Below are 21331 nucleotides of genomic sequence, written 5' to 3' on the forward strand. Positions count from 1 at the left end.
CCCTCACGCCTGTTCGGCCTGGGCCCGCCACTCCTTCGACTTCTGCACGTACTCGTTGTCGGCGAACGCGTCGAAGTCCGCGTCCTCGTGCACGCGCCGCACCTCGAGCTTGCTGCCCGGACCCAGCGGGCAGCGCTTCGCCCACTCGAGGGCCTCTTCGGCCGTGGCGGTCTGCAGGATCCAGAAGCCGTTGAACAGCTCGTGCACCTCTCCGTACGGGCCGTCGCTGACGACCGGCGGCTGCGCCGAGAAGTCGACGACATACCCGGGCTCGTCGGCCAGACCATCAGCGGCCAGCATCACCCCCGCCTTGATCAGCGACTCGTTGTACTTTCCCATCGCGGTCAGCACCTCGTTGAAGTCGACGTCCTTGTACGCCTCGACCGCCTCGGCCGTGGCCCGCATGATCAGCATGTGCTTCATCTGACTGCTCCCTGTTCGGTGGGGATCTCTCGTCCCCTCTCACTATCGCGTCGAACGGGCGCGAGCGGAATCGACATCGTCGCGGGAATTCTTCGCTGCGCGTCGGAGTGCGGGCGGACCCGTCGTGCGATCCCGCCGACGGCGACCGGCCTGAGCGGGCCGTCGACAGGCTGAACCGGCGCGTCGAGGCCGCCGGGGGCGCGGGCCGCGTCATCCAGCCTGTCGACGGCACATCTCCGGATCGAGCCCGTCGGTGATCGTCATCCGATCGTGTGCCGCTACTCGCACCATCACCCCGCGGCATCGCCGGCCACACGACTGCGCCACGATTCGGCGACTGCGCCGCCGATCGGTGGCGCGGATGTTGATTCCTGGCGCAGTCGTGGGGCGGTGCCTTCTCGCCGGCCGGGCGCGTGCCCTCGCTGGCGGCGGATGCCGCGCCCCTCACCAAGCCGCGGCATCGGGCGTGTTCTGCACTCGCAACGGTGCCCGCTTGTTTTCAGAACTACTTCTGAAGTAGACTGAGGGCATGACAGCGACACTTCCGCGTCGTTCGTTCCAGTCTTCAGAGTTGTCCCGCCAGCCGGCGCCGGTTTTCGCGGCCGCCGAGAATGCGCCCGTCGAGGTGACTCGTCGCGATGGCGAGGCCCTCGTTCTGATGACCCGGGCCGAGGCCGACGCACGAGACTCCCTGCTGCAGTTCGCCGCGCAGCTGATCGCCGCGTCTCTCGATGACGAAGGGTCCCTGGCCGACCGTCTTGCGGATCGCTTCGACTGGATGCTCGCACTTTCGCCGACTGATCGCGAGAAGTGTGCGGCCGACCTGGTCCGTGCAGCGCGCGGATCGTTCGCGACCGGTCAGGCACATCTCGCCGCCGCTGAACTCGCCTCCTGGCGTTCCACGGCAGCCGCCGTGGCTGCGGGTCTCGGAGGCGAGGAGCTCACCTGGTTCGACATTCCGCCGCAGGTCGAGCGCCCCTGATCCATGGCGCGGAACACCCGGGTCGTTCGCCCGACGAAGAGCACCGAGTACGAACTCGTGTTCGCCACACGTGAAGCAGAGGCCGGATGGCGCGACCTGCGCGCGACGCAACGGAACGTTCTGACTGACGCGTGGGACTACTTGACGCAGCATCCGCTGCAACACACGTCAACGGTTCATCCCCTGCGTGGTGAGCTCGGTGTGATCACGCGTGGTGGCCAGTCGCACGAGCGATGGCAGTACGAGCTGTCGGGCGGTGCCCGCATCTGGTACTTCGTGGTCAACCGCGTCGTGCACCTCGAGCAGGTGCACACGCGGCATCCGAATCAGACGAAGTAGCGCGGAACACCCGACCCCGGAGTACCTCTCGACCCGGCGACGTCGGATCACACGACTGCGCCAGGATTCGGCGACTGCGCCACGGTGCGGCACGCCCGGTCACACGACTGCGCCACGATTCGGCGACTGCGCCGTCGATCGTTGGCGCGGATGCTGATTCCTGGCGCAGTCGTGGGGCATCGCCCCCTCGCCGGCCGGGCGCCTGCACTCGCCGGCGAGGATGCCGCGCCCCTCGCCAAGCCGCGGCATCCGGCGTATTCTGCACAGCGCAGACAAGGAGGTCGTCATGGGCACAGGGTCCCGGATGCGGCTGCGTGACCTGCCGACACGGCTGGCCACCGGCGCGTACATCTTGCACTCCGGAATCGAGAAGCTGAAGGCCGGCCCCGACCAGGTCGCCGGGCTGTACGGCGCCGCGACCGGCGCGTATCCGATGCTGAGACGCATCCCGGCGGCACGGTTCGTGCGCACACTCGCGATCACCGAGATCACGGTCGGGTCGCTGCTTTTGATCCCGTTCGTGCCGACGTGGCTCGCCGGCGCGGCGCTCACCGGGTTCTCGTCGGGCCTGGTCGGCATGTACCTGCGCACCCCCGCGCTGCGCAAGCCCGGCAGCGTCTGGCCGAGTCAGGCCGGCACCGCCATCAGCAAAGACTCGTGGATGCTGGGGATCGGGCTGGGCATGCTCGTCGGCTCCGCCGAGGACTGCGCGGACGAGCGGCGCTGAGGCGCGGCGGCCGAGGCGGCCGCGGAGGCCCGGCGTACCATGTCGGCATGAACCGTGCCGAGCGCGTGTATCGGATGCCGATGGCGTCGGTCTATCCGCTCTACGTGCAGAAGGTCGAGCGCAAGGGACGCACCGTCGCCGAGCTCGACGAGGTCATCCGGTGGCTCACCGGCTTCGACCAGCGGGCCCTGCAGCGCCACCTCGACGACGGCACCACGCTCGAGGAGTTCTTCGCCGCCGCCGACCTCAACCCGAATGCGTCGCTGATCACCGGCGTCGTCTGCGGCGTGCGAGTCGAGGACATCGACGACCCGCTCATGCAGAAGATCCGCTATCTCGACAAGCTCGTCGACGAACTCGCGCGCGGCAAGGCCCTGGAGAAGGTGCTGCGCGAGGCGTGAGGGCGCGCGCGGCCCCGCGCCGGTCAGTCGACGAACTTCTCCAGTGCTGCGATGGGCACCATCAGGTGAAGGTCGTCGACAGGCGACGACAAGAAGTCACCGTTGTGCAGGTAGAAGGCTCGGGCGGCGTCGTCGCGGCAATGGACCAGAACCGCAGCAGCGCCGATGCTGCGGCTGAGCTGCACCGCGCGCAGCAGCGCATCGCGCAAGAGCTCCCACCCGAGTCCTTGACCGTGGTATGACGCGTCGACGGCCAGGCGTGCGAGCAGAATGCACGGGATCTGCGACGGTCGATGCCGCGCCAGAGCCTGCGGCGCGGCATCCTTCGAGACCGCGGCCATCGCCAGGGAGTAGAAGCCCGCGATCCGGTCGCCATCCGTGAGCACATAGGTCACCGCGTTGTTCGCGAGCTGGTTCTGCCAGGCGTACCTGTGGAACCAATCGTCGAGATCGGCCGCGCCGCTGCGGAACGACCGACGGTCGTCGGAGCGGATCAGTCGTCGCGGTGCGGTGAGCCCGGTCATCCGGCCGGTTCGAAGCGGGACCGGCGCGAGAACAGCCGCTGGAACCGCTCGGTCGAGGGCAACGGTTCGTCGAGCATCCGCACGAACTCGTCGAACTGCTGTGGGGACACGGCGAACCATTGTCGACTTGCGAGCACCTGCTGGGCCTGGTCCACCGCGCTGTCGAGGATGAAATCGGTCAGCGTGTGATCCGTCGCATCGGCCGCGCGACGCAGCAACGCCTCTTGACGCGCCGTCGCCCGCAGGTTGATCCGCTGGCTGCGTGACGGTCGCGTCACTGACTCCGACATCGCACTCACCCTCCTGCTGCTGTACAACCATTGTACGTACGGGATGCCTCGGCGTCACGCGATCGCGTTTCGGCTGCGCCTTGTCGCGGCGACTGCGCCGTCGATCGGTGGCGCGGATGCTGATTCCTGGCGCAGTCGTGTGACTGGCAGCGTACGGGCTGCCCCGTCGCGCGGCCTGCGCAGTCGCTCGGCCCACCTGGCCGGGCTGGCACCCCCATGCACTCTGCATGCGCGTAGACTGATCTGCATGGCGACGCTACAGGTGAGGGACATCCCCGAAGACGTGCGGCGCACGCTCAAGGCACGGGCCGCGGCATCCGGGCGCAGCCTCTCGGAGTACGCGCTGGGCATCCTCGCGCGCGATGCCGCACAGCCGACGCTCGACGAGCTGCTCGACCGTGTGCGTGCGCGGGGGTCCGTCGACCTGGGCGAGAGCGCGCAGCGCATCCTGCGCGCGGAGCGCGACGCGGCGTGACCCTCGTCGTCGACGCGTCGGTGCTCATCGAGCTGCTGACGATGAGCCCGCTCGGGCAGCGCGCGGCCGCGCGGATGCGCGCCGATGCGGATGACCTGCACCTGCCGCATCTGGCCGATGTCGAGACGGTCTCGGTCGCGCGCGGACTGGTCGCCGCGGGCGTGCTCGAGCCGAGCCGCGCCGCGAACCTGCTCGTCGACCTGCGCGACTTTCCGGCCCGGCGTTGGCCGGCGCAGCCGTTCTTCGAGCGCATCTGGGAGCTGCGCGCGAACGTGACGGCCTACGACGCGACCAACGTCGCCCTCGCCGAGGCCCTCGGCGCGCGGTTGCTGACCGCCGACCGCACGCTGGCACGCGGGGTCGGGGGTGTGGCCGCCTGCCCCGTCGAACTCGTGGAGTGACCGCGCGCGCCTCCGATCGCGGCGGGCGCAGCTCACCGCACGAGCACGAGCGAGAACTCCACGGCCCCCGAGTCCTCGACCCGCACGAAGCCGAGGCTCGGCGCGTCGATGCCGAAGTCGGCGAACGTGATGGGGATGCTCCCGGCCACCTCGGCGCGCTCGCCGTCGAACACGGCCTGCATGCTCACCTCGACCTGACGTGTCACCCCGGCCAGGGTCAGCTCGCCGGTCGCGGTGACCCGCTGCGCCGCGCCGGTGCGCACCTCGGACGACGCCACGACCGGCTCGGTCAGCGTGAACGTCGCCGTCGGATACCGGAAGGTCTGCATCGCCGTGTTGCGGAAATACGAGTCGCGGCTGCCCTGATCGGTCGCGATCGAGGCGACGTCGACGGTGACGGATGCCGCGGTCAGCGCGCCGTCGGTCACGGTGAGCTCGCCGGTGACCTGCTCGGTGCGCCCCACCACGGTCACGTCGGTGCCGTTGAGCACCTCGTCGACGCGGTACCCGGCGTACGAGCCGGAGCCCACCCGCCATGCCCCCTCGACATCCGCGGCCTCGACCAGCGCCCCCGCAGCCGTGCCCGTGATCGTCGGCGCGGGCGCCGCGGGCCCCACGATCACGTCGCGGTAGAACGCCGGCCCCGCGAACGCCACCACCACGCCCGCGGCGACGACGCCGCCGGCGATGATCGCGATGGTGCGGATGCGCATCGCCCCAGCGTAGGCACCGGACCTATGGATGCCTCACGCGCCGCGTGTGGCATCCCGCAGGCGCCGGCCGCGGCATCCGACCACGCCCGCCCGCACCACGACTGCGCCACATCGCGGCGATGGCGCCGACGACCGACGGCGCAGTCGCTGATTCCTGGCGCAGTCGTGTGACACGCGCGACATCCGATGCCGCCGCGCGACCCCGCGACATCCGATGCGGCCCGTGCGGCCCGCGGATGCCGCCGTGCGGCCCGCGGATGCCGCCGCGCAGGTCCGTCCCGACACCCACAGCATCAGCCGCCGGCCTGGAATCCCACAGAAACAAACCATTGATCTCTGTTGTTTCATGTTGTACTGTGTGGGAAACCACACGGAGGTGTCATGTACGCGACGGAGCGACAGGATCTCATCGAGCAGCTGCTCACCGATGAGGGGCGCGTCAGCGTCCACGACCTTGCGCGGCGGTTCGACGTGACCACCGAGACCGTCCGCCGCGACCTCGACGCCCTCGAGCAGGCCGGTGCCCTGCGCCGCGTGCACGGCGGGGCCGTTCCCCCCGAGCGGCGCAGCACCGTCGAATCCCCGATCGGTACCCGCACCCACCGCCGCGCCGGCGCCAAGGCCGCCATCGCCGACCGCGCCCTCGCCGTGCTCGACGACGGCTTTCGCGGATCGGTCTTCCTCGACGCCGGCACCACCACCGCCGCCGTCGCCGAACGGCTTGCCGCACGGCTGGCCGCCGTCGGCGGCACCGCCGACGTCGTCACCCACTCCCTCACCCTCGCCCCGATCCTCGCCACCGCCGACGGCGTCACCCTCACCGTCGTCGGCGGCCGCGTGCGCGGCGTCACCGCCGCCGCGGTCGGCGCCGGCACCGTCCGCGCGATCGACGCGCTGCGCCCCGACGTCGTGTTCGTCGGCACCAACGGCGTCTCGGCCGGCTTCGGTCTGAGCACACCCGACCCCGAAGAGGCGGCGGTCAAGCAGGCCATCGTCGCCGCCGCCCGCCGCGTGGTCGTCGTCGCCGACGCCAGCAAGTTCGGCGACGAATCGCTCGTGCGCTTCGCCCGCCTCGACGACGTCGACGTGCTGGTGACGGATGCCGCTCCCCCCGGCGATCTCGCCGAAGCCCTGACCGCCGCCGGCGTGGAGGTGTGGATCGCATGATCGTCACCGTCACGGCGAACCCCTCGCTCGACCGCACCATCGTGCTGCGCGCACCGTTGCAGCCGGGCGCCGTACAGGTCGCGGCATCCGCCCGCGAAGACGCCGGCGGCAAGGGCATCAACGTCGCCCGGGTGCTGGCCGCGGCCGGCGCCCCGGCATTGGCCGTGCTCCCGCTCGCCGACGACGACCCGTACCGGTCGGTGCTCGCCGCCGCCGGTCTGCGCATCCGGCCGGTGCCGGTCACCGGCCACTGCCGCGCCAACGTCGCGATCACCGACCCCGACGGCGTCACCACCAAGCTCAACCTGCCCGGCGCCACGCTGTCCGCCGCCGAGCTCGACGCCCTCGCCGCCGTGGTCGTCGCGGCCGCCGAGAACGCCCACTGGCTCGTGCTCGCCGGGTCGCTGCCGCCCGGCGTGCCCTACGACTTCTACGCCCGGGTCATCGACGCCGTGCGCGGCCGCTGGGGCGACGCCGCCCCGCGCGTCGCGGTCGACGCCTCGGGCGCCGCGCTGCACGCCGCCGTCGCAGACGCCCACCCGGATCTCGTCAAGCCCAACGACGACGAGCTCGCCGAGCTCACCGGCACGGCGCTGGATCCAGGCGACGGCCTTGCCCGGCACGCCGCACACCTGGCCCGCGCCCTCGTCCCGACCTGGGTCGGCGCGGCGCTGGTCACCCTCGGCGGGCACGGCGCCGTGCTCGTCACCCCCGACGCCGCCTACGCCGCCGCGCCGCCGCCGATCCGGGTGCGCAGCACGGTCGGGGCCGGCGACAGCTCACTGGCCGGCTACCTGCTGGCCGAGACCGCCGGACACGATCCCGCCGCCTGCCTGGCCTCGGCCGTGCGCCACGGCGCGGCCGCGGCATCCCTCCCCGGGACCATGGTGCCCGCGCCGCACGATCTTCCCGCCGACGACATCGCCGTCACGCGGATCCCACTCTGAGTCGACCACGGAGGTCACCATGTCACACACCATCACCCCCACCCTCGTCGCCCTCGACGAAGACCTCGGCGCCGACAAGGCCGCCGTCATCCGCGCGCTCGCCGCCCGGGTCGTGGCCGAGGGCCGCGCCACCGACGCCGACGCGCTGTTCGCCGACGCGTGGGCACGCGAACAGAAGGACGAGACCGGCCTGCCCGGCGGCATCGCCATCCCGCACGCCAAGAGCCCCGCCGTCACCGAGCCCGCGCTCGCGTTCGCGCGGCTGAAGCCCGGCGTCGACTTCGGCGCCGACGACGGCCCCGCCGACCTCGTCTTCCTCATCGCGGCGCCCGCCGACGCGGCCGAGGCGCACCTGGCCGTGCTGTCGAAGCTCGCCCGCAGCCTGATGCAGGACGACTTCACCTCGAGCCTGCGCGCCGCGCGCACCCCCGACGACGTCGTGCACATCGTGCGCGTCGCGATCGGAGAAGAAGAGCCGACGGATGCCGCGGGCACCGCGGTGACGGATGCCTCGACCGAGGCGACCGACGAGGCGACCGACGAGGCGACCGCCGAGGCATCCGGCCCCCGCCCCCGCATCGTCGCGGTGACCGCCTGCGCCACCGGCATCGCCCACACCTTCATGGCCGCCGACGCGCTGACCGCCGCGGGCGAGAAGACGGGCGTCGACCTCGCCGTCGAGCCGCAGGGCTCGAGCGGATACAAGGCGCTGCCCGACGACGTCATCGCCGCCGCCGACGCCGTCATCTTCGCCGTCGACGTCGATGTGCGTGAGCCGCAGCGGTTCGCCGGCAAACCGGTCGTGCGCGCGTCGGTCAAGGCCGGCATCGAACGGCCCGAGACGCTCATCCACGACGCGGTGGCCGCGGCATCCGACCCCCACGCCGAACGCGTCACCGGCGAGGCCGCCGCGAGCGGCGAGGCCGCCACCGAGTCCGGTGGCGCGCGCATCAAGCGCATCCTGCTCACCGGCGTCAGCTACATGATCCCGTTCGTCGCCGGCGGCGGGCTGCTGATCGCGATCGGGTTCCTGCTGGGTGGGTACGGCATCGCGCTGGGTCACGGCGACGACGGCGTGAGCAATGCGGTGTACACGCTGCAGCACTATGCGATCTGGAATCTGCCGCCCGAGGGGCTCGTCTACTACCTCGGTGCGATCGCCTTCCAGGTCGGCGGGATCAGCATGGGCTTCCTTGTGCCCGCGCTCGCCGGCTACATCGCCTTCGCGATCGCCGACCGGCCGGGCATCGCGCCCGGATTCGTCGCCGGATCGGTCGCCGTGTTCATGAACGCCGGGTTCATCGGGGGCTTGGTCGGCGGTCTGATCGCCGGATACGTCGCGTACCTCATCGGCAAGCCGGCCGTGCCGCGCTGGCTGCGGGGGCTCATGCCCGTGGTGATCATCCCGCTGCTGGCCTCGGCCGTCGCCGGTGGGCTGATGCTGCTGATCCTCGGCGCGCCGATCGCGTGGCTGATGACGCAGCTGTCGGGGTTCCTGAACGGGTTGACCGGCGCCGGCGCGATCGGCCTCGGCATCATCCTGGGGCTCATGATGTGCTTCGACCTGGGCGGTCCGGTGAACAAGACCGCGTACGCGTTCGCGGTCGCGGGGCTGGCGGCGCAGACGCCGGCGAGCTTCCACATCATGGCCGCGGTGATGTGCGCGGGGATGGTGCCGCCGCTGGGCATGGCGCTGGCCTCGACCGTGCTGTACCGCCGCGGATTCACCGTCGTGGAGCGCGAGAACGGCGCCGCGGCCTGGCTGCTCGGGCTGTCGTTCATCTCCGAGGGCGCGATCCCGTTCGCCGCGGCCGACCCGCTGCGGGTGATCCCCGCGAACCTCGTCGGCGGAGCCGTGACCGGGGCGCTGTGCCTGGGCCTGGGCGTGGCCTCCCGCGCCCCGCACGGCGGTATCTTCGTGTTCTTCGCGATCGACCCGATCTGGGGGTTCCTCCTGGCGCTGCTGGCCGGCACCGTCGTGACCGCGCTTGTGCTGGTCGGGCTCAAGCGGTTCGTCGGGCGCCGCGTCGCCGAGGTCGAGCCCGTGGCGGCGGCCGTCGCGGCGTGAGGGGTCGGATGCGGCGGTAAGGGGCCTCGGCCCGACTCAGCGCTTGCGCTGCGGGCGCAGGATGATGCCGAAGATCCAGTTGATGATCGAGATCAGCAGGGCCGCGAGCACACCCCACCAGAAGCTCTCGATGCGCAGGCCCCAGCTCCACCAGTGCGTGAGCCACGCGGTCAGCCACAGCAGCAGCCCGTTTACCACGAGCGAGATCAGCCCGAGCGTCAGGATGTACAGCGGGAATGCGACGATGCGGATGACCGTGCCGATGATCGTGTTCACGATCGCGAAGATCGCGCCCACGGCCAGCAGCGTCAGCACGAGCTGCAGCGTCTCGCCCGGCTCGAACGGGATCACCGTCACCGTCAGCGCGGGGATGAGCGTGACGACCCAGATGGCGAACGCGTTGATCACGACACGGATGATGAAGCGCATGCGGCCCAGTCTGACATGGCGGCGCCCGTGGGGCGAGGACCCGGAGCACCCGGGGGTGGGCCCGCTCACCCCCGCGAGACGGGGACGTCCTTCATCGTCGTGAATCCCGGGATCGTCACATCGACCCTGTCGGTTCGCTCCGAAAGCGGCGGCATGATCATCGACACGAGTACGCCGTCGCCGTCGGAGCTGTCGGGAAGCGTGTCGCAGAGGCATCCGGTCTTCTGCCCGCTGCTGTCCCGCGCGTTCGTGAACGTGTACGGGCGGTAGGTCTTGCCGCTCGCGGCGTCGACGAGCCCGATATTGCGGGTGTCTTGGAACGGCGTGACCGCGAACTGGAAGGAGTTGACTCGCGCCTCTGCGCCCGACGTGGTCGCGATGCGCAGTTCGAGCAGCGTCGAGTCGGGCAGCGCGTCGAGGGCGACCACGTCGATCGTGACCGGTGTGTCGTCGATGGAGTCGATGGTGCCGTCGGTGTGTGCGATCGAGGTGGTGGGCACCGAGGCGTCGGTGATCTTCTTCGCGACCTGGTCGACGCTCAGCGCGGTCGGCGACGGGCTGTGCGACGGGTCGGGCGTCGATGTGGAGGTGCAGCCCGCGAGCGCCACGATCAGGCCGATCGCCGCGGCTGTGCCGAGGGCCGATGCGGCAGCGCGCCGCGGCATCCGGTTGGTCATTCCCCACCCTTCGTCGCGAACGACACCGTCACCCGGCGGTTGAGCTGCCGCCCCTCGGCGGTGGCATTGTCGGCGACCGGATCCTGTTCGCCGTGGCCGGCCGTCTCGAACGCGACCCCGGTCGTCACGAGGGGCGTGAGAGCCTTCAGCACCGAGCGCGCGCGGGCCTCGGACAGCGTCTGATTGTGGGCATCCGAGTCGACGGAGTCGGTGTACCCGTCGATCATCACCGTGCCGGTCCCGTGGGCGTTGATCTCATCGGCCACATCGCGGATCGCCTGCCCGACGCGCCGTGCGGCCGCGTCATCCGTTCGCCCCTGCACGCTATCCGCGCTGGGTGCAGCGGTTCCATGGGCACATTTCCCCATCCCCCCGGCCGTGCCGCCCGAACTCGTAGACTCATCACCGTGACCGAAGACGTTCCCGTCCGCATCCGCCCCGCGATCGCCGCACTGCCGCCCTACAAGCAGGGCCGCCAGGCCGGCGCCGACGCGTTCAAGCTCTCCAGCAACGAGAACCCGTTCGAGCCGCTGCCGGCGGTCGTCGAGTCGCTGCGCCGCACCGTGGGGGTCAACCGATACCCGGATGCCACGGCCGCCCGCCTGCGTCACCGACTCGCCGAGCGGTTCGGGGTGCAGCCCGACGAGGTGCACATCGGCGCCGGCAGCGTGTCGATCCTCTCGCAGCTCATGCTCGCCGCCGCGGGCCCCGGCGATGAGGTCGTCTACGCCTGGCGCAGCTTCGAGGCCTACCCGGGACTGGTGCTGATCGCCGGCGCCACCCCCGTCGAGGTGCCGCTGAGCGCCGAGAGCCGCCACGACCTCGACGCCATGGCCGCCGCCGTCACCGACCGCACCCGCGCGGTCATCGTCTGCAGCCCGAACAACCCGACCGGCCCGACCGTGAGCCAGGCCGAGTTCGAGGCGTTCCTGGGCAAGCTCCCGGCCGACCTGCTGGTCATCCTCGACGAGGCGTACGCCGAGTTCGTCACCGACCCCGACGCCGTCGACGGACTCACCAAGCTCGGCATCGCCGGCCACCCCAACGTCGTCGTGCTGCGCACCTTCTCGAAGGCGTACGGCCTGGCCGGCCTGCGCGTCGGCTACGCGATCGGCCACCGCCGCATCCTCGACGCCGCCCGCTCCACCGCCGTGCCCCTCTCGGTCACGGCCCAGTCCGAAGAGGCGGCCCTGGCCAGCCTCGACGCCGAGGCCGACCTGCTGGAGCGAGTGCGCGTCATCGCCGACCGCCGTGACCGCCTCGCCGACGCCCTGCGCGATCAGGGCTGGGTCATCCCCGATGCCCAGGGCAACTTCGTCTGGCTCGCCACCGGCGCGCAGACGATGGATGCCGCGGCCCGCTTCGAGCAGGACGGCTGCGTCGTGCGCCCGTTCGCCGGCGACGGCATCCGCATCTCGGTCGGCGAAGAGGAATCGATCGACCGGGTGCTGCAGATCGCCCGGTCCGTCATGGACGACCTGCCCGACGCGCACACCGCCCGCGCGCGGTAACCGGCCCTGCCCCGCGCCCGGACCCCGGGCCCGGACTGTGGGCAACGTCCAGCAGCCCGCCCCATCCGTTGTCGGATCTCTGACAGTCCGGCGCCGTGGCAGGCATTAGCGTGGAACGGTGACCTCGACCGACGCCCCGCCCCCGGGCCTGCACGATGCCGACGCGAACGGCCCGGTGCAGGTGCTGAACGCCGACGGCACCTTCGCGCCGAACGCGGCGGCCGAGCCCTACCTCGACCTCATCGAGGGGCTCACCGACGCCGACTGCGAGCAGTTCTACCGCGACATGGTCGTGGTGCGCGCCTTCGACCGGCAGGCCACCAACCTGCAACGGCAGGGCCAGCTCGCGCTGTGGCCGCCCTCCCTCGGTCAGGAGGCCGCCCAGGTGGGCTCGGCCCGCGCCGCCCGCACCCAGGACCACATCTTCCCGTCGTACCGCGAGCACGTGGTGTGCACCATCCGCGGCGTCGACCCGCTCGACATCATCCGGCTGATGCGCGGCCTCACGCACGGCGGATGGGACCCCGCCGCGCACGGCAACACGCACATCTACACCCTCGTGCTCGGCTCGCAGACCCTGCACGCGACCGGCCTGGCGATGGGCCTGGTCTTCGACCGCGCGTGCGGCACCGGCGACCCCGACCGCGACCAGGCCGTCATGGTCTACTACGGCGACGGCGCCTCGAGCCAGGGCGATGTGCACGAGGCGATGGTGTTCGCGGCCAGCTACCAGACCCCGGAGGTGTTCTTCCTGCAGAACAACCAATGGGCGATCTCGGTGCCCGTCGCCACCCAGGCGCGGGTGCCGCTGGCCCGCCGCGGCCCCGGCTACGGCATCGACTCGGTGCGCGTCGACGGCAACGACGTGCTCGCCAGCTACGCGGTCACCCGCCGTGCGCTCGACCAGGCGCGCTCGGGCGCCGGCCCCCGCGCCATCGAGGCCGTCACCTACCGCATGGGCGCCCACACCACCAGCGACGACCCCACCAAGTACCGCACCTCGGACGAAGAGGCATCCTGGGCGCGGCGCGACCCCATCGCCCGCATGCGCGCCTACCTGCGCACCCGGGGCGCATCCGACGCGTTCTTCGACGAGGTGGATGCCACGGCCTCCGCCGCGGCGGACGACGTGCGCGAGCGCACCACCGCGCTCGGACCGATCTCCACCGACGTGATGTTCGACCACGTCTACTCCGAGCCGCATCCGCTGATCGAGCGCGAGAAGCAGTGGCTGGCCGACTACGAGGCATCCTTCGAGGAGGGCGCCCGATGAGCGGCGAATCCACCGCGGCGACGACCGAGATCCAGACGATGCCCTTCGCCAAGGCCCTGAACGCCGGGCTGCGCCGCGCGATGGCAGAGAACGACCGTGTGCTGCTGATGGGCGAGGACATCGGGCGGCTCGGCGGCGTGTTCCGGGTGACCGAGGGACTGCAGGCATCCTTCGGCGAGCAGCGCGTGCTCGACACCCCGCTGGCCGAATCCGGCATCGTCGGCACCGCGATCGGCCTGGCGATGGGCGGATTCCGCCCGGTCATCGAGATCCAGTTCGACGGGTTCGTGTTCCCCGCGTTCGACCAGATCACCACCCAGCTGGCCAAGATCACCAACCGGCACGAGGGCGCGCTGCGCATGCCGGTCGTGATCCGCATCCCCTACGGCGGCCACATCGGGGCCGTCGAGCACCACCAGGAGAGCCCCGAGACGTACTTCGCGCACACCCCCGGCCTGCGGGTGGTGTCGCCGTCGACCCCGAACGACGGGTACTGGATGATCCAGCAGGCGATCGCGTCGGATGATCCGGTGATCTTCCTGGAGCCCAAGGCGAAGTACTGGCAGAAGGGCGAGGTCGACCAGGCCGCGCCCGCCCTGCCGCTGCACGCCTCGCGCATCGTGCGCCGCGGCACCGACGTCACCCTCGTCGGGCACGGCGCCATGGTGACCACGCTGCTGCAGGCGGCCGCGCTCGCCGAGGGTGAAGGCGTCTCGTGCGAGGTCGTCGACCTGCGCTCGCTGTCGCCGATCGACTACGGCCCGGTGCTCGACTCGATCCGGCGCACCGGCCGCATGGTCTATGCGCAAGAGGCGCCCGGGTTCGTGTCGGTCGGCAGTGAGGTCGCCGCGACCGTCATGACCGAGGCGTTCTATGCGCTCGAGGCGCCGGTGCTGCGCGTCTCGGGCTTCGACACGCCGTTCCCGCCCGCCAAGCTCGAGGGCGTCTACCTGCCCGACCCCGACCGCATCCTCGAGGCCGTGGACCGGGCGCTGGCCTATTGACGACCGGGTGTAGAGCATCCGGAAAGGACGCAACGACATGACCACCCAGACCTTCGTGCTTCCCGACGTGGGGGAGGGCCTGACCGAGGCCGAGATCGTCACCTGGCGGGTGCAGCCCGGCGACCCGGTGGCCGTCGACGACGTGCTCGTCGAGATCGAGACCGCCAAATCGCTCGTCGAACTGCCGTCACCGTTCGCCGGCACGGTCGGCGAGATGCTCGTCGACGAGGGGCGCACCGTCGACGTGGGCACCCCGATCATCACGATCGAGACGACGGATGCCACAGCCGCACCGACCGCGCCCGGCCCGGTCGTCGTCGGACAGCGCGAGCACGGCGAACCCGTCACCCCGCCCGAGCCCGAGGGCGCGGTCCTGGTCGGCTACGGCACCGGCGGACCGGTGAGCTCACGGCGACGCAAGCCCGCCGAGCGGCCGGTGCGGGCGTCGGTGGGCGTGGTGGCCAAGCCGCCGATCCGCAAGCTCGCGCGCGACCTCGGCGTCGACCTGGCCGACGTCGCCCCGTCAGGCACCGCCGGCGAGGTCACCCGCGACGACGTGCTCAAGCACGCGTCGCAGGCGAGCGTGTTCCGCAACATCCAGACGCCACAGTGGTCGGCCGTGCGCGAAGAGACGATTCCGGTCGCAGCCCAGGACGACGAGCGCACCGAGACGATCCCGGTCAAGGGGGTGCGCAAGGCGACGGCGAACGCGATGGTCGGGTCGGCCTACAGCGCGCCGCACGTGACGGTGTGGACCGACGTCGACGCCAGCCGCACCATGGAGCTGGTGAAGCGACTGAAGGCCTCGCCCGACTTCGCCGACATCAAGGTGTCGCCGCTTCTGATCATGGCGCGCGCGGTGATCTGGGCCGTGCGGCGCACGCCCATGGTGAACGCGGCGTGGGTCGACACGGCCGACGGCGCCGAGATCCGGGTGCGGCACTACGTCAACCTGGGCATCGCGGCGGCCACCCCGCGCGGGCTGCTGGTGCCGAACGTCAAGGATGCGCAGAACCTCTCGCTGCGCGAGCTCGCCCGCGCTCTCGAAAAGCTGACCGTCACCGCGCGCGAGGGCAAGACGACGCCCGCCGACCAGCAGGGCGGCACCATCACGATCACCAACATCGGCGTGTTCGGCATGGATGCCGGCACTCCGATCATCAATCCCGGCGAGGCCGGCATCGTCGCCCTGGGCACGATCAGGCAGAAGCCCTGGGTCGTCGACGGCGAGGTGCGGCCGCGCTGGGTCACCACCGTGGCCGGGTCGTTCGACCACCGCGTGGTCGACGGCGACGGCATGAGCCGGTTCATCGCCGACGTCGCCTCGATCCTCGAAGAGCCCGCGCTGCTGCTGGACTGAGCCGGCGGCTCGCGTCGGGTCGGGGCCGCATCCGTGTCGCGCCCCGGCGTTTCAATTTGAGAATGATTCTCATTACGCTTAGTCTGGGGGTATGAAGACCCGAACGATCCTGGCCGCGGCGGTCGCGGCATCCGTCGCCGTTCTCGCCGGCTGCAGCACTGCGCCCTCGACCGGCCCGACCGGCGCCTCCACCCCCGGCGACGGCGCGATCCGGATCGTCGCCTCGACCAACGTGTACGGCTCGATCGCCGAGGCGATCGGCGGCGACCACGTCGAGGTCACCTCGCTCATCGCGTCGCAGACGCAAGACCCGCACGAGTTCGAGGCGAGCGCCCGCGACCAGCTCACCGTCGGCCGCGCCCAGCTCGTCCTCGTCAACGGCGGCGGCTACGACCCGTTCATGGATGGGCTCGTGAAAGCGTCCGGCACCACGGCCGACGTGCTCACCGCCGTCGACTACTCGACCGAGTACGCCGACGAGAAGAAGGACGACGACGGCGAGGTCAACGAGCACGTCTTCTACGACCCGCAGGCCATGGCCGCCCTCGCCGATGCGCTGGCCGCCAAGCTCGCCGCCCTCGACCCCGCCGGCGCGGCCGACTTCACCGCCAACGCCAAGGCGTTCGACGCCGGCATCGGCCGCATCGACGACACCCTCGCCGGCATCGACCGCAGCCACCACGACGCCCCCATCTTCGTCACCGAACCGCTGCCGCTCTACCTCACCGAGCGCGCCGAGCTCGACGACGAGACGCCCGACGCGTTCAGCGAGGCCGTCGAAGAGGGTCAAGACGTGCCGCCCGCCGTGCTGCTGAAGGCGCTGCGCCTCATCCAGAACGCGCAGGTCAAGCTCGTCATCACCAACGCCCAGGCCGGCGGGCCCGAGACCGAGCAGGTCGTGGCGGCGGCGAAGGATGCCGGCATCCCGGTGCTGCAGTTCTCTGAATTGGTGCCCGAGAACAGCACCTACCTCGACTGGATGCAGGCCAACGCCGACGCCCTCGCCAAGGCTCTGGGCTGAGCGACGGCGCGGGCGAGAGGGATGCCGGTGAGAACGGTTATCACTAGGCTGGGGCGGTGAGCACCCCGCCCCCCACCGGCTCCCCCCTCGTGATCGCCGACGCCGCGCTGAGCCGTGGCGACCGCGAGCTGTGGTCGGGGCTGGACCTTCAGGTGCGGCCCGGCGAGCTGATCGCCGTGCTCGGGCCGTCGGGGTCGGGCAAGACCACGCTGCTGCGGGCCGTCCTCGGGCTGGAGCGGCTGAGCGCCGGCCGCATCACCGCACTCGGTGAACCGGTGCGACGTGCCGGAAACCGTGCCATCGGCTACATCCCGCAGCAGCGACCGCTGCCGCCCGACACCGCCATGCGCGCCCGCGACCTGGTGAAGCTGGGCATCGACGGGCACCGGTTCGGCCTGCCGATCCCGCGCCACGGCGACCGCGCCCGCGTCGACGCACTGCTGCAGGCCGCCGGGGCGACCGCGTACGCCGACCGCCCGGTGGGCAGGCTCAGCGGCGGCGAACAGCAACGGCTGCGCGTCGCGCAGGCGCTCGCCGACGACCCCAAGCTGCTGCTGTGCGACGAGCCGCTGACCAGCCTCGACCTGGCCAACCAAGAGGCCGTGGTGCGCATGATCGACCGGCACCGCCGCGAGAACGAGGCCGCGGTGCTGCTGGTCACCCACGACATCAATCCGGTGCTCGAGAAGGTCGACCGCATCCTGTACCTGGCCGGCGGCCGGTTCACCCTCGGCGCCCCGCGCGATGTGCTGCGCAGCGACGTGCTCACCGACCTGTACGGCGCGGCGGTGTTCGTGCTGCGGGCCGGCAACCGGCTGGTCGTGGTCGGCGCGCCCGACGCCGAGGCATCCCACCACCATCACGACGGGGAGCCGGCATGAACTGGTCCGACATCGGCGACGCGATGTTCGGCGGCCTGCCCGACTACGGCGCGATCCTCGCACTGGTGGCGAACTCGCTGTGGGCGGGGGCGCTGCTGGGCCTGGTCGGTGGGCTCATCGGCGTGTTCGTGATGCAGCGCGACATGGCGTTCGCCGTGCACGGCATCAGTGAGCTGTCGTTCGCGGGCGCCGCCGCCGCCCTGCTGCTCGGGGTGGATGTGGTCACCGGCTCCATCGTCGGATCGCTGATCGCCGCGGCGCTCATCGGGTGGCTGGGCGCGCGCGCCCGCGAGCGCAATTCGATCATCGGCGTGCTCATGCCGTTCGGCCTGGGCCTGGGCATCCTGTTCCTGTCGCTGTACCCGGGGCGCAGCGCCAACCGGTTCAGCCTGCTCACCGGCCAGATCGTCACCGTGCAGAACGCGCAGCTGGGGTGGCTCGTCGCGATCAGCGCGGTGGTGCTGGTCGGGATGCTGCTGATGTGGCGCCCGCTGCGCTTCGACTCGCTCGACCCACAGGCCGCCGCCGCGCGTGGTGTGCCGACCCGGTGGGTGTCGCTCGGGTTCATGCTGCTGCTCGGACTGATCGTCGCCGTCGCCGTGCACATCATCGGGGCGCTGCTGGTGATGGCGCTCGTGGTCACCCCGGCCGCCGCCGCGATGCGGGTGGCCGCGGGGCCGCTTGCGGTGCCGGTGCTGGCCGCGGTCTTCGGTTTCGTCTCGGCCGTCGGCGGCATCCTGCTCGCGGTGATGGGTCAGCTGCCGGTGAGCCCCTACATCACCACGATCTCGTTCGTGATCTACCTGATCTGCCGCGGCATCGGCGCCGCCCGCGACCGCACCACCCGCGTGCTCGCGTAGCGCGGGCCCCCCGTGCTGGGACGGGCACCGCGCGCCTGTGCCAGACTCGACCCAGGGATGCCGCGGGCCGCGCCCGGGCGCATCCTGCGCACTGGGGGAGGGAACCGAGGATGGTCCATCGCGGCGACATGGTCGCCGACACTCGCACCGACGCTCGTGCCAACACTGGGGACGTCGCGACCGCCGCACGCCCCCCGACCGCGATGGCGGAAGATGCCGCCGCGATCGCCGGGGTCATCGACCGACCACGGTTGTACCGCATCCTCGACGCGCCGGCGGTGCGGGTGTGCATCGTGCAGGGGCCGAGCGGCAGCGGCAAGACGACGCTGCTGCGCAGCTGGGCCGCATGCGCCCACAGCGACGCCCGCGTCGTCTGGGTCTCGCTGAGCCCGGGCGTGACCAGCCGATACGCGTTCTGGCAGCACGCCGTGGCCAGCGGGCGCCGGCTCAGCCGCCGGCCCGAGACCCTCGCCCGCATCGTCGAACAGCTCAACGCCGCCGCCGACCCGGTGCGGGTCGTCGCGCCGCTGCTGTCGCAGACGGGGCCGGTGACGCTCGTGCTCGACGCATACGAACATCTCGGCCCGGCACAGGCCGACGTCGACGCCGACATCGCCCGCCTGGTGCGGACCGTGCCCGACCTGCGCGTGCTGGTCACCACCCGCGCCGGCACCGCACTGGCCGAGTTCGACGCCGGTGGCGAAGGCGTGGTCCGCGTCGTCTCGCTCGCCGAGCTGGCGCTCACCTCCGATGAGGTCCGCCTGCTGATCGCGGCGCGGGCGGGTCTCGACGACGTGCGACTGGCGCGCTCGGTGACCGCCGCGACCAAGGGCTTCCCGCTCACCGTGTGCGCCGTCGCGCTCGCGCTGGCACAGCTCGGGCGCATCCCGCAGGTCGATTCGATGGAGTGGGACGCCATCGTCGCGGCGCGGCTCGAGTCGATGCTGCCGGATGCCGTCGCCGCGCAGTTCGTGGCCGACACCGCCGTCGCGCCCTACGTCGACGTCGAGCTCGCCGAGCGGCTGAGCGGACAGGTCGAGGCCGAGCCGCTGCTGCAGACGCTCGAACGCAACGGCTTCGGCAGATGGGTGCCGTACGCCCGCCGGCATCCCGTCTTCCAGTACGTCGAGACCATCCGCGACACCTTCCGGGCCCGTGCCGCCCAAGACCCCGACAGGTTCCGGCGGCTGTGCGCCGACACGGCCCGCTGGCTGTTCGAACACGACGACATCGACCAGGCGCTGCAATCGGCCATCGATGGCGGCGATTACGCGTTCGCCGACCGCGTGTATGTCTCGCTCGTGGTCGGCAACCCCGACTGCTACATCACCGACCGGTTCCTGGCGCCGCTGCGCCGGGTGCCGGCCGAGGCGCTGTCGGCCTACCCGATGCTCGCGTTCGGGCTGGGGCTCGCGCTCGCGACGAACACCGGCCTGCGCCTGGAGGCACCACGCGTGTTCCGCATCGCGATCACCTCCCCGGTGAACGCCTCATACCTCGACCCCGAGATCGACGCGTTCTCGCTCGCCGCGATGCGGGCGATCTCGCACCGGCTGGCGTTCGAGTTCCCCGAGTCCACCCGGGCCTGCGCCGAGGTGGTGCACTCACTCGACGAACTCAGCGGTGACCTCGTCACGCGGTACGGCGAGCACCTGGGCACGATCCTGCGCCAGCTCGGGTACTCGTTGCTGCTGGGCGGTCGTATCGAAGAGGCGATCGCCGTCAGCGGCCGGTCGGCCGGGATGTGCACCGATCCGGCCTCGCGCAACTACTCGATCGTCTACGCCGCGGGGGCCAGCGCCTTCGCGGGCGACCTCGTGCGCGCTCGCTCCTACTGTCGCTCGGTGGACGAGGACGCCTGGCCCCCCGCGCTCAAGGCGACCTATCTGAACGCGTTCGGCGTCATCGCGGACGTGTTCGAGCGGCTCGACGCCCTCGACTTCGCGGGAGCGCTCGACGTGCTGCGCGACACCGACTGCTGCACGCCGACCACCGAGTTCTGGCCGTTCCTCACCGCGCTCTCGGTGCTGAGCCGTCACGGCCTGGGCCAGGCCGGCGCCGAAGCCGAACGGGTGACCCGCGAGCTGGCCGGCCCTCGGCCGCCGTCGATCGGCGACAACATCGCCACCGACCACCTGCACGCCGCCCTCGCCCGTTCCTGGATCGTCGTCGGCGACATCCCGGCGGCTGCCCGGCTGCTCGACGAGCTGCCGCCGCAGCGCGAGCAACTGTCGGCGGCGCGGGTCGCCCGGCTGCTGGCCGAAGGCCGTGACGGCGACGCGCTGGCGCAGACGGATGCCGAGCTCGGGCTGGGCGGGCACACCATCCGCACCCGTGCCGACCTCTGGACGGTGGGCGCGGTCGCCGCACTGCGACGCGGCGAGACCGACTGGGCGTGGTCGTGGCTGACCGCGGCGGCGCTGGCCTGGGAGAACTACGGCCCGAGGCTGCACGTCGCGCTGCTGCCGGCACGCGACAGACGGATGCTGTCGGATTTCGCCCGCGAGCGCGACCCGCGCGCCCTGCACGGGTACCTCGGTGTTCCAGCCGGCGCCCGCCAGGCCGTCGGCACCCCGTCGGTGACGCTCACCCCGCGCGAACGCGTCGTGCTGGCGGCGCTCGACGGGCCCGGCAGCATCCGTGACGTCGCCCGGTCTCTCGTAGTGTCGCCCCACACCGTCAAGACGCAGCTGCAGGGCATCTACCGCAAGCTCGGCGTGTCGTCCCGACATGCGGCCGTCGCCGTCGCCGTCGAGCTGGGGCTGCTCGACGGGCCCGGCTCCGGCGACGACGCGCAGCGGTACTAACCCCGGGACCAGATTCCGCGGCATCCGGGGTGAAATCCGCTGCCCGCGGCA

General features: G+C 71.6%; 24 protein-coding genes. 17 read left to right on the forward strand and 7 right to left on the reverse strand.

Annotated features, from left to right (window positions below; genetic code table 11):
* Positions 1-3: 3 nt before the first annotated feature.
* Positions 4-423 (reverse strand): YciI family protein, encoded by a 420-nt coding sequence (locus H577_RS0106260; RefSeq protein ID WP_029145228.1) that lies wholly within the window; start codon positions 421-423, stop codon positions 4-6.
* A 529-nt stretch (positions 424-952) separates the two neighbouring features.
* Between H577_RS0106260 and H577_RS0106265 the strand changes: the two genes are divergently transcribed.
* From H577_RS0106265 to H577_RS0106280, 4 genes are all read left to right on the forward strand, one after another.
* Positions 953-1405: a hypothetical protein gene (locus H577_RS0106265; RefSeq protein WP_029145229.1), complete on the forward strand. Its 453-nt coding sequence runs from the start codon at positions 953-955 to the stop codon at positions 1403-1405.
* 201 nt (positions 1406-1606) lie between these two features.
* On the forward strand, positions 1607-1744 hold the full coding sequence (locus H577_RS18210) for a hypothetical protein (RefSeq protein ID WP_342664743.1): 138 nt from the start codon (positions 1607-1609) through the stop codon (positions 1742-1744).
* 286 nt (positions 1745-2030) lie between these two features.
* Positions 2031-2471 (forward strand): hypothetical protein, encoded by a 441-nt coding sequence (locus H577_RS0106275; protein WP_245570344.1) that lies wholly within the window; start codon positions 2031-2033, stop codon positions 2469-2471.
* Positions 2472-2518: 47 nt separating this feature from the next.
* The gene (locus H577_RS0106280; RefSeq protein WP_029145232.1) at positions 2519-2872 is read left to right on the forward strand and encodes a DUF2200 domain-containing protein; all 354 of its coding nucleotides are present in this window, start codon (positions 2519-2521) and stop codon (positions 2870-2872) included.
* 23 nt (positions 2873-2895) lie between these two features.
* Here the strand turns inward: H577_RS0106280 and H577_RS0106285 are convergent, their stop codons facing one another.
* Together H577_RS0106285 and H577_RS0106290 are read right to left on the reverse strand one after the other, a co-directional pair.
* Complete coding sequence (locus tag H577_RS0106285) at positions 2896-3396, reverse strand: GNAT family N-acetyltransferase (RefSeq protein ID WP_029145233.1); 501 nt, start codon at positions 3394-3396, stop codon at positions 2896-2898.
* A complete protein-coding gene (locus H577_RS0106290) occupies positions 3393-3686 on the reverse strand; it encodes a type II toxin-antitoxin system TacA family antitoxin (RefSeq protein WP_029145234.1) in 294 nt (97 codons plus the stop codon). Before H577_RS0106290 ends, H577_RS0106285 begins: the two co-directional genes overlap by 4 nt.
* 247 nt (positions 3687-3933) lie before the next feature.
* Here H577_RS0106290 and H577_RS0106295 point away from each other — a divergent pair, with 247 nt between their 5' ends.
* Positions 3934-4161, forward strand: coding sequence for a FitA-like ribbon-helix-helix domain-containing protein (locus H577_RS0106295; RefSeq protein ID WP_036284071.1), 228 nt, complete (start codon positions 3934-3936; stop codon positions 4159-4161).
* Positions 4158-4562 carry a type II toxin-antitoxin system VapC family toxin gene (locus tag H577_RS0106300; protein WP_029145236.1) on the forward strand — a complete coding sequence of 135 codons (405 nt, stop codon included), beginning with the start codon at positions 4158-4160 and terminating at the stop codon, positions 4560-4562. Before H577_RS0106295 ends, H577_RS0106300 begins: the two co-directional genes overlap by 4 nt.
* 32 nt (positions 4563-4594) lie before the next feature.
* Here H577_RS0106300 and H577_RS0106305 read toward each other — a convergent pair whose 3' ends face one another.
* Entirely contained in the window at positions 4595-5275 is a 681-nt protein-coding gene (locus tag H577_RS0106305; RefSeq protein ID WP_029145237.1) for a YceI family protein, read from the reverse strand.
* A 381-nt stretch (positions 5276-5656) separates the two neighbouring features.
* Here H577_RS0106305 and H577_RS0106310 point away from each other — a divergent pair, with 381 nt between their 5' ends.
* Genes H577_RS0106310 through H577_RS0106320 form a run of 3 tightly spaced genes read left to right on the forward strand, consistent with a single transcriptional unit; the run spans position 5657 to position 9457 of the window.
* Positions 5657-6442 (forward strand): DeoR/GlpR family DNA-binding transcription regulator, encoded by a 786-nt coding sequence (locus tag H577_RS0106310; protein ID WP_029145238.1) that lies wholly within the window; start codon positions 5657-5659, stop codon positions 6440-6442.
* Positions 6439-7389: a hexose kinase gene (locus H577_RS0106315; protein WP_029145239.1), complete on the forward strand. Its 951-nt coding sequence runs from the start codon at positions 6439-6441 to the stop codon at positions 7387-7389. Before H577_RS0106310 ends, H577_RS0106315 begins: the two co-directional genes overlap by 4 nt.
* Before the next feature lie 19 nt (positions 7390-7408).
* Positions 7409-9457, forward strand: coding sequence for a PTS fructose transporter subunit IIABC (locus H577_RS0106320; protein ID WP_029145240.1), 2049 nt, complete (start codon positions 7409-7411; stop codon positions 9455-9457).
* A 36-nt stretch (positions 9458-9493) separates the two neighbouring features.
* Here the strand turns inward: H577_RS0106320 and H577_RS0106325 are convergent, their stop codons facing one another.
* The 3 genes from H577_RS0106325 to H577_RS15395 form a co-directional block, all read right to left on the reverse strand.
* On the reverse strand, positions 9494-9886 hold the full coding sequence (locus H577_RS0106325) for a phage holin family protein (RefSeq protein ID WP_029145241.1): 393 nt from the start codon (positions 9884-9886) through the stop codon (positions 9494-9496).
* Between the two features lie 65 nt (positions 9887-9951).
* A complete protein-coding gene (locus H577_RS0106330) occupies positions 9952-10563 on the reverse strand; it encodes a hypothetical protein (protein ID WP_029145242.1) in 612 nt (203 codons plus the stop codon).
* Positions 10560-10886, reverse strand: coding sequence for an OmpA family protein (locus tag H577_RS15395; RefSeq protein ID WP_051191817.1), 327 nt, complete (start codon positions 10884-10886; stop codon positions 10560-10562). Before H577_RS15395 ends, H577_RS0106330 begins: the two co-directional genes overlap by 4 nt.
* 84 nt (positions 10887-10970) lie before the next feature.
* Here H577_RS15395 and H577_RS0106340 point away from each other — a divergent pair, with 84 nt between their 5' ends.
* The 8 genes from H577_RS0106340 (at position 10971) to H577_RS0106375 (ending at position 21280) form a co-directional block, all read left to right on the forward strand.
* Positions 10971-12074, forward strand: coding sequence for a histidinol-phosphate transaminase (locus tag H577_RS0106340; RefSeq protein ID WP_425411313.1), 1104 nt, complete (start codon positions 10971-10973; stop codon positions 12072-12074).
* 118 nt (positions 12075-12192) lie between these two features.
* Entirely contained in the window at positions 12193-13347 is a 1155-nt protein-coding gene (locus tag H577_RS0106345) for a thiamine pyrophosphate-dependent dehydrogenase E1 component subunit alpha (protein WP_245570345.1), read from the forward strand.
* The gene (locus H577_RS0106350) at positions 13344-14351 is read left to right on the forward strand and encodes an alpha-ketoacid dehydrogenase subunit beta (protein ID WP_051191818.1); all 1008 of its coding nucleotides are present in this window, start codon (positions 13344-13346) and stop codon (positions 14349-14351) included. Before H577_RS0106345 ends, H577_RS0106350 begins: the two co-directional genes overlap by 4 nt.
* Positions 14352-14388: 37 nt before the next feature.
* A complete protein-coding gene (locus tag H577_RS0106355) occupies positions 14389-15711 on the forward strand; it encodes a dihydrolipoamide acetyltransferase family protein (RefSeq protein WP_029145246.1) in 1323 nt (440 codons plus the stop codon).
* A gap of 91 nt (positions 15712-15802) precedes the next feature.
* A complete protein-coding gene (locus H577_RS0106360) occupies positions 15803-16732 on the forward strand; it encodes a metal ABC transporter solute-binding protein, Zn/Mn family (RefSeq protein WP_029145247.1) in 930 nt (309 codons plus the stop codon).
* Positions 16733-16788: 56 nt separating this feature from the next.
* Positions 16789-17613, forward strand: coding sequence for a metal ABC transporter ATP-binding protein (locus H577_RS0106365; RefSeq protein WP_029145248.1), 825 nt, complete (start codon positions 16789-16791; stop codon positions 17611-17613).
* Positions 17610-18473, forward strand: coding sequence for a metal ABC transporter permease (locus tag H577_RS0106370; RefSeq protein WP_029145249.1), 864 nt, complete (start codon positions 17610-17612; stop codon positions 18471-18473). The genes H577_RS0106365 and H577_RS0106370 overlap by 4 nt, the downstream gene beginning before the upstream one ends.
* A gap of 203 nt (positions 18474-18676) precedes the next feature.
* On the forward strand, positions 18677-21280 hold the full coding sequence (locus H577_RS0106375; RefSeq protein ID WP_169566261.1) for an NACHT domain-containing protein: 2604 nt from the start codon (positions 18677-18679) through the stop codon (positions 21278-21280).
* The last annotated feature ends 51 nt before the right edge of the window (positions 21281-21331 follow it).

The sequence above is a fragment of the Microbacterium luticocti DSM 19459 genome (assembly GCF_000422405.1).
Taxonomy (GTDB): domain Bacteria; phylum Actinomycetota; class Actinomycetes; order Actinomycetales; family Microbacteriaceae; genus Microbacterium; species Microbacterium luticocti.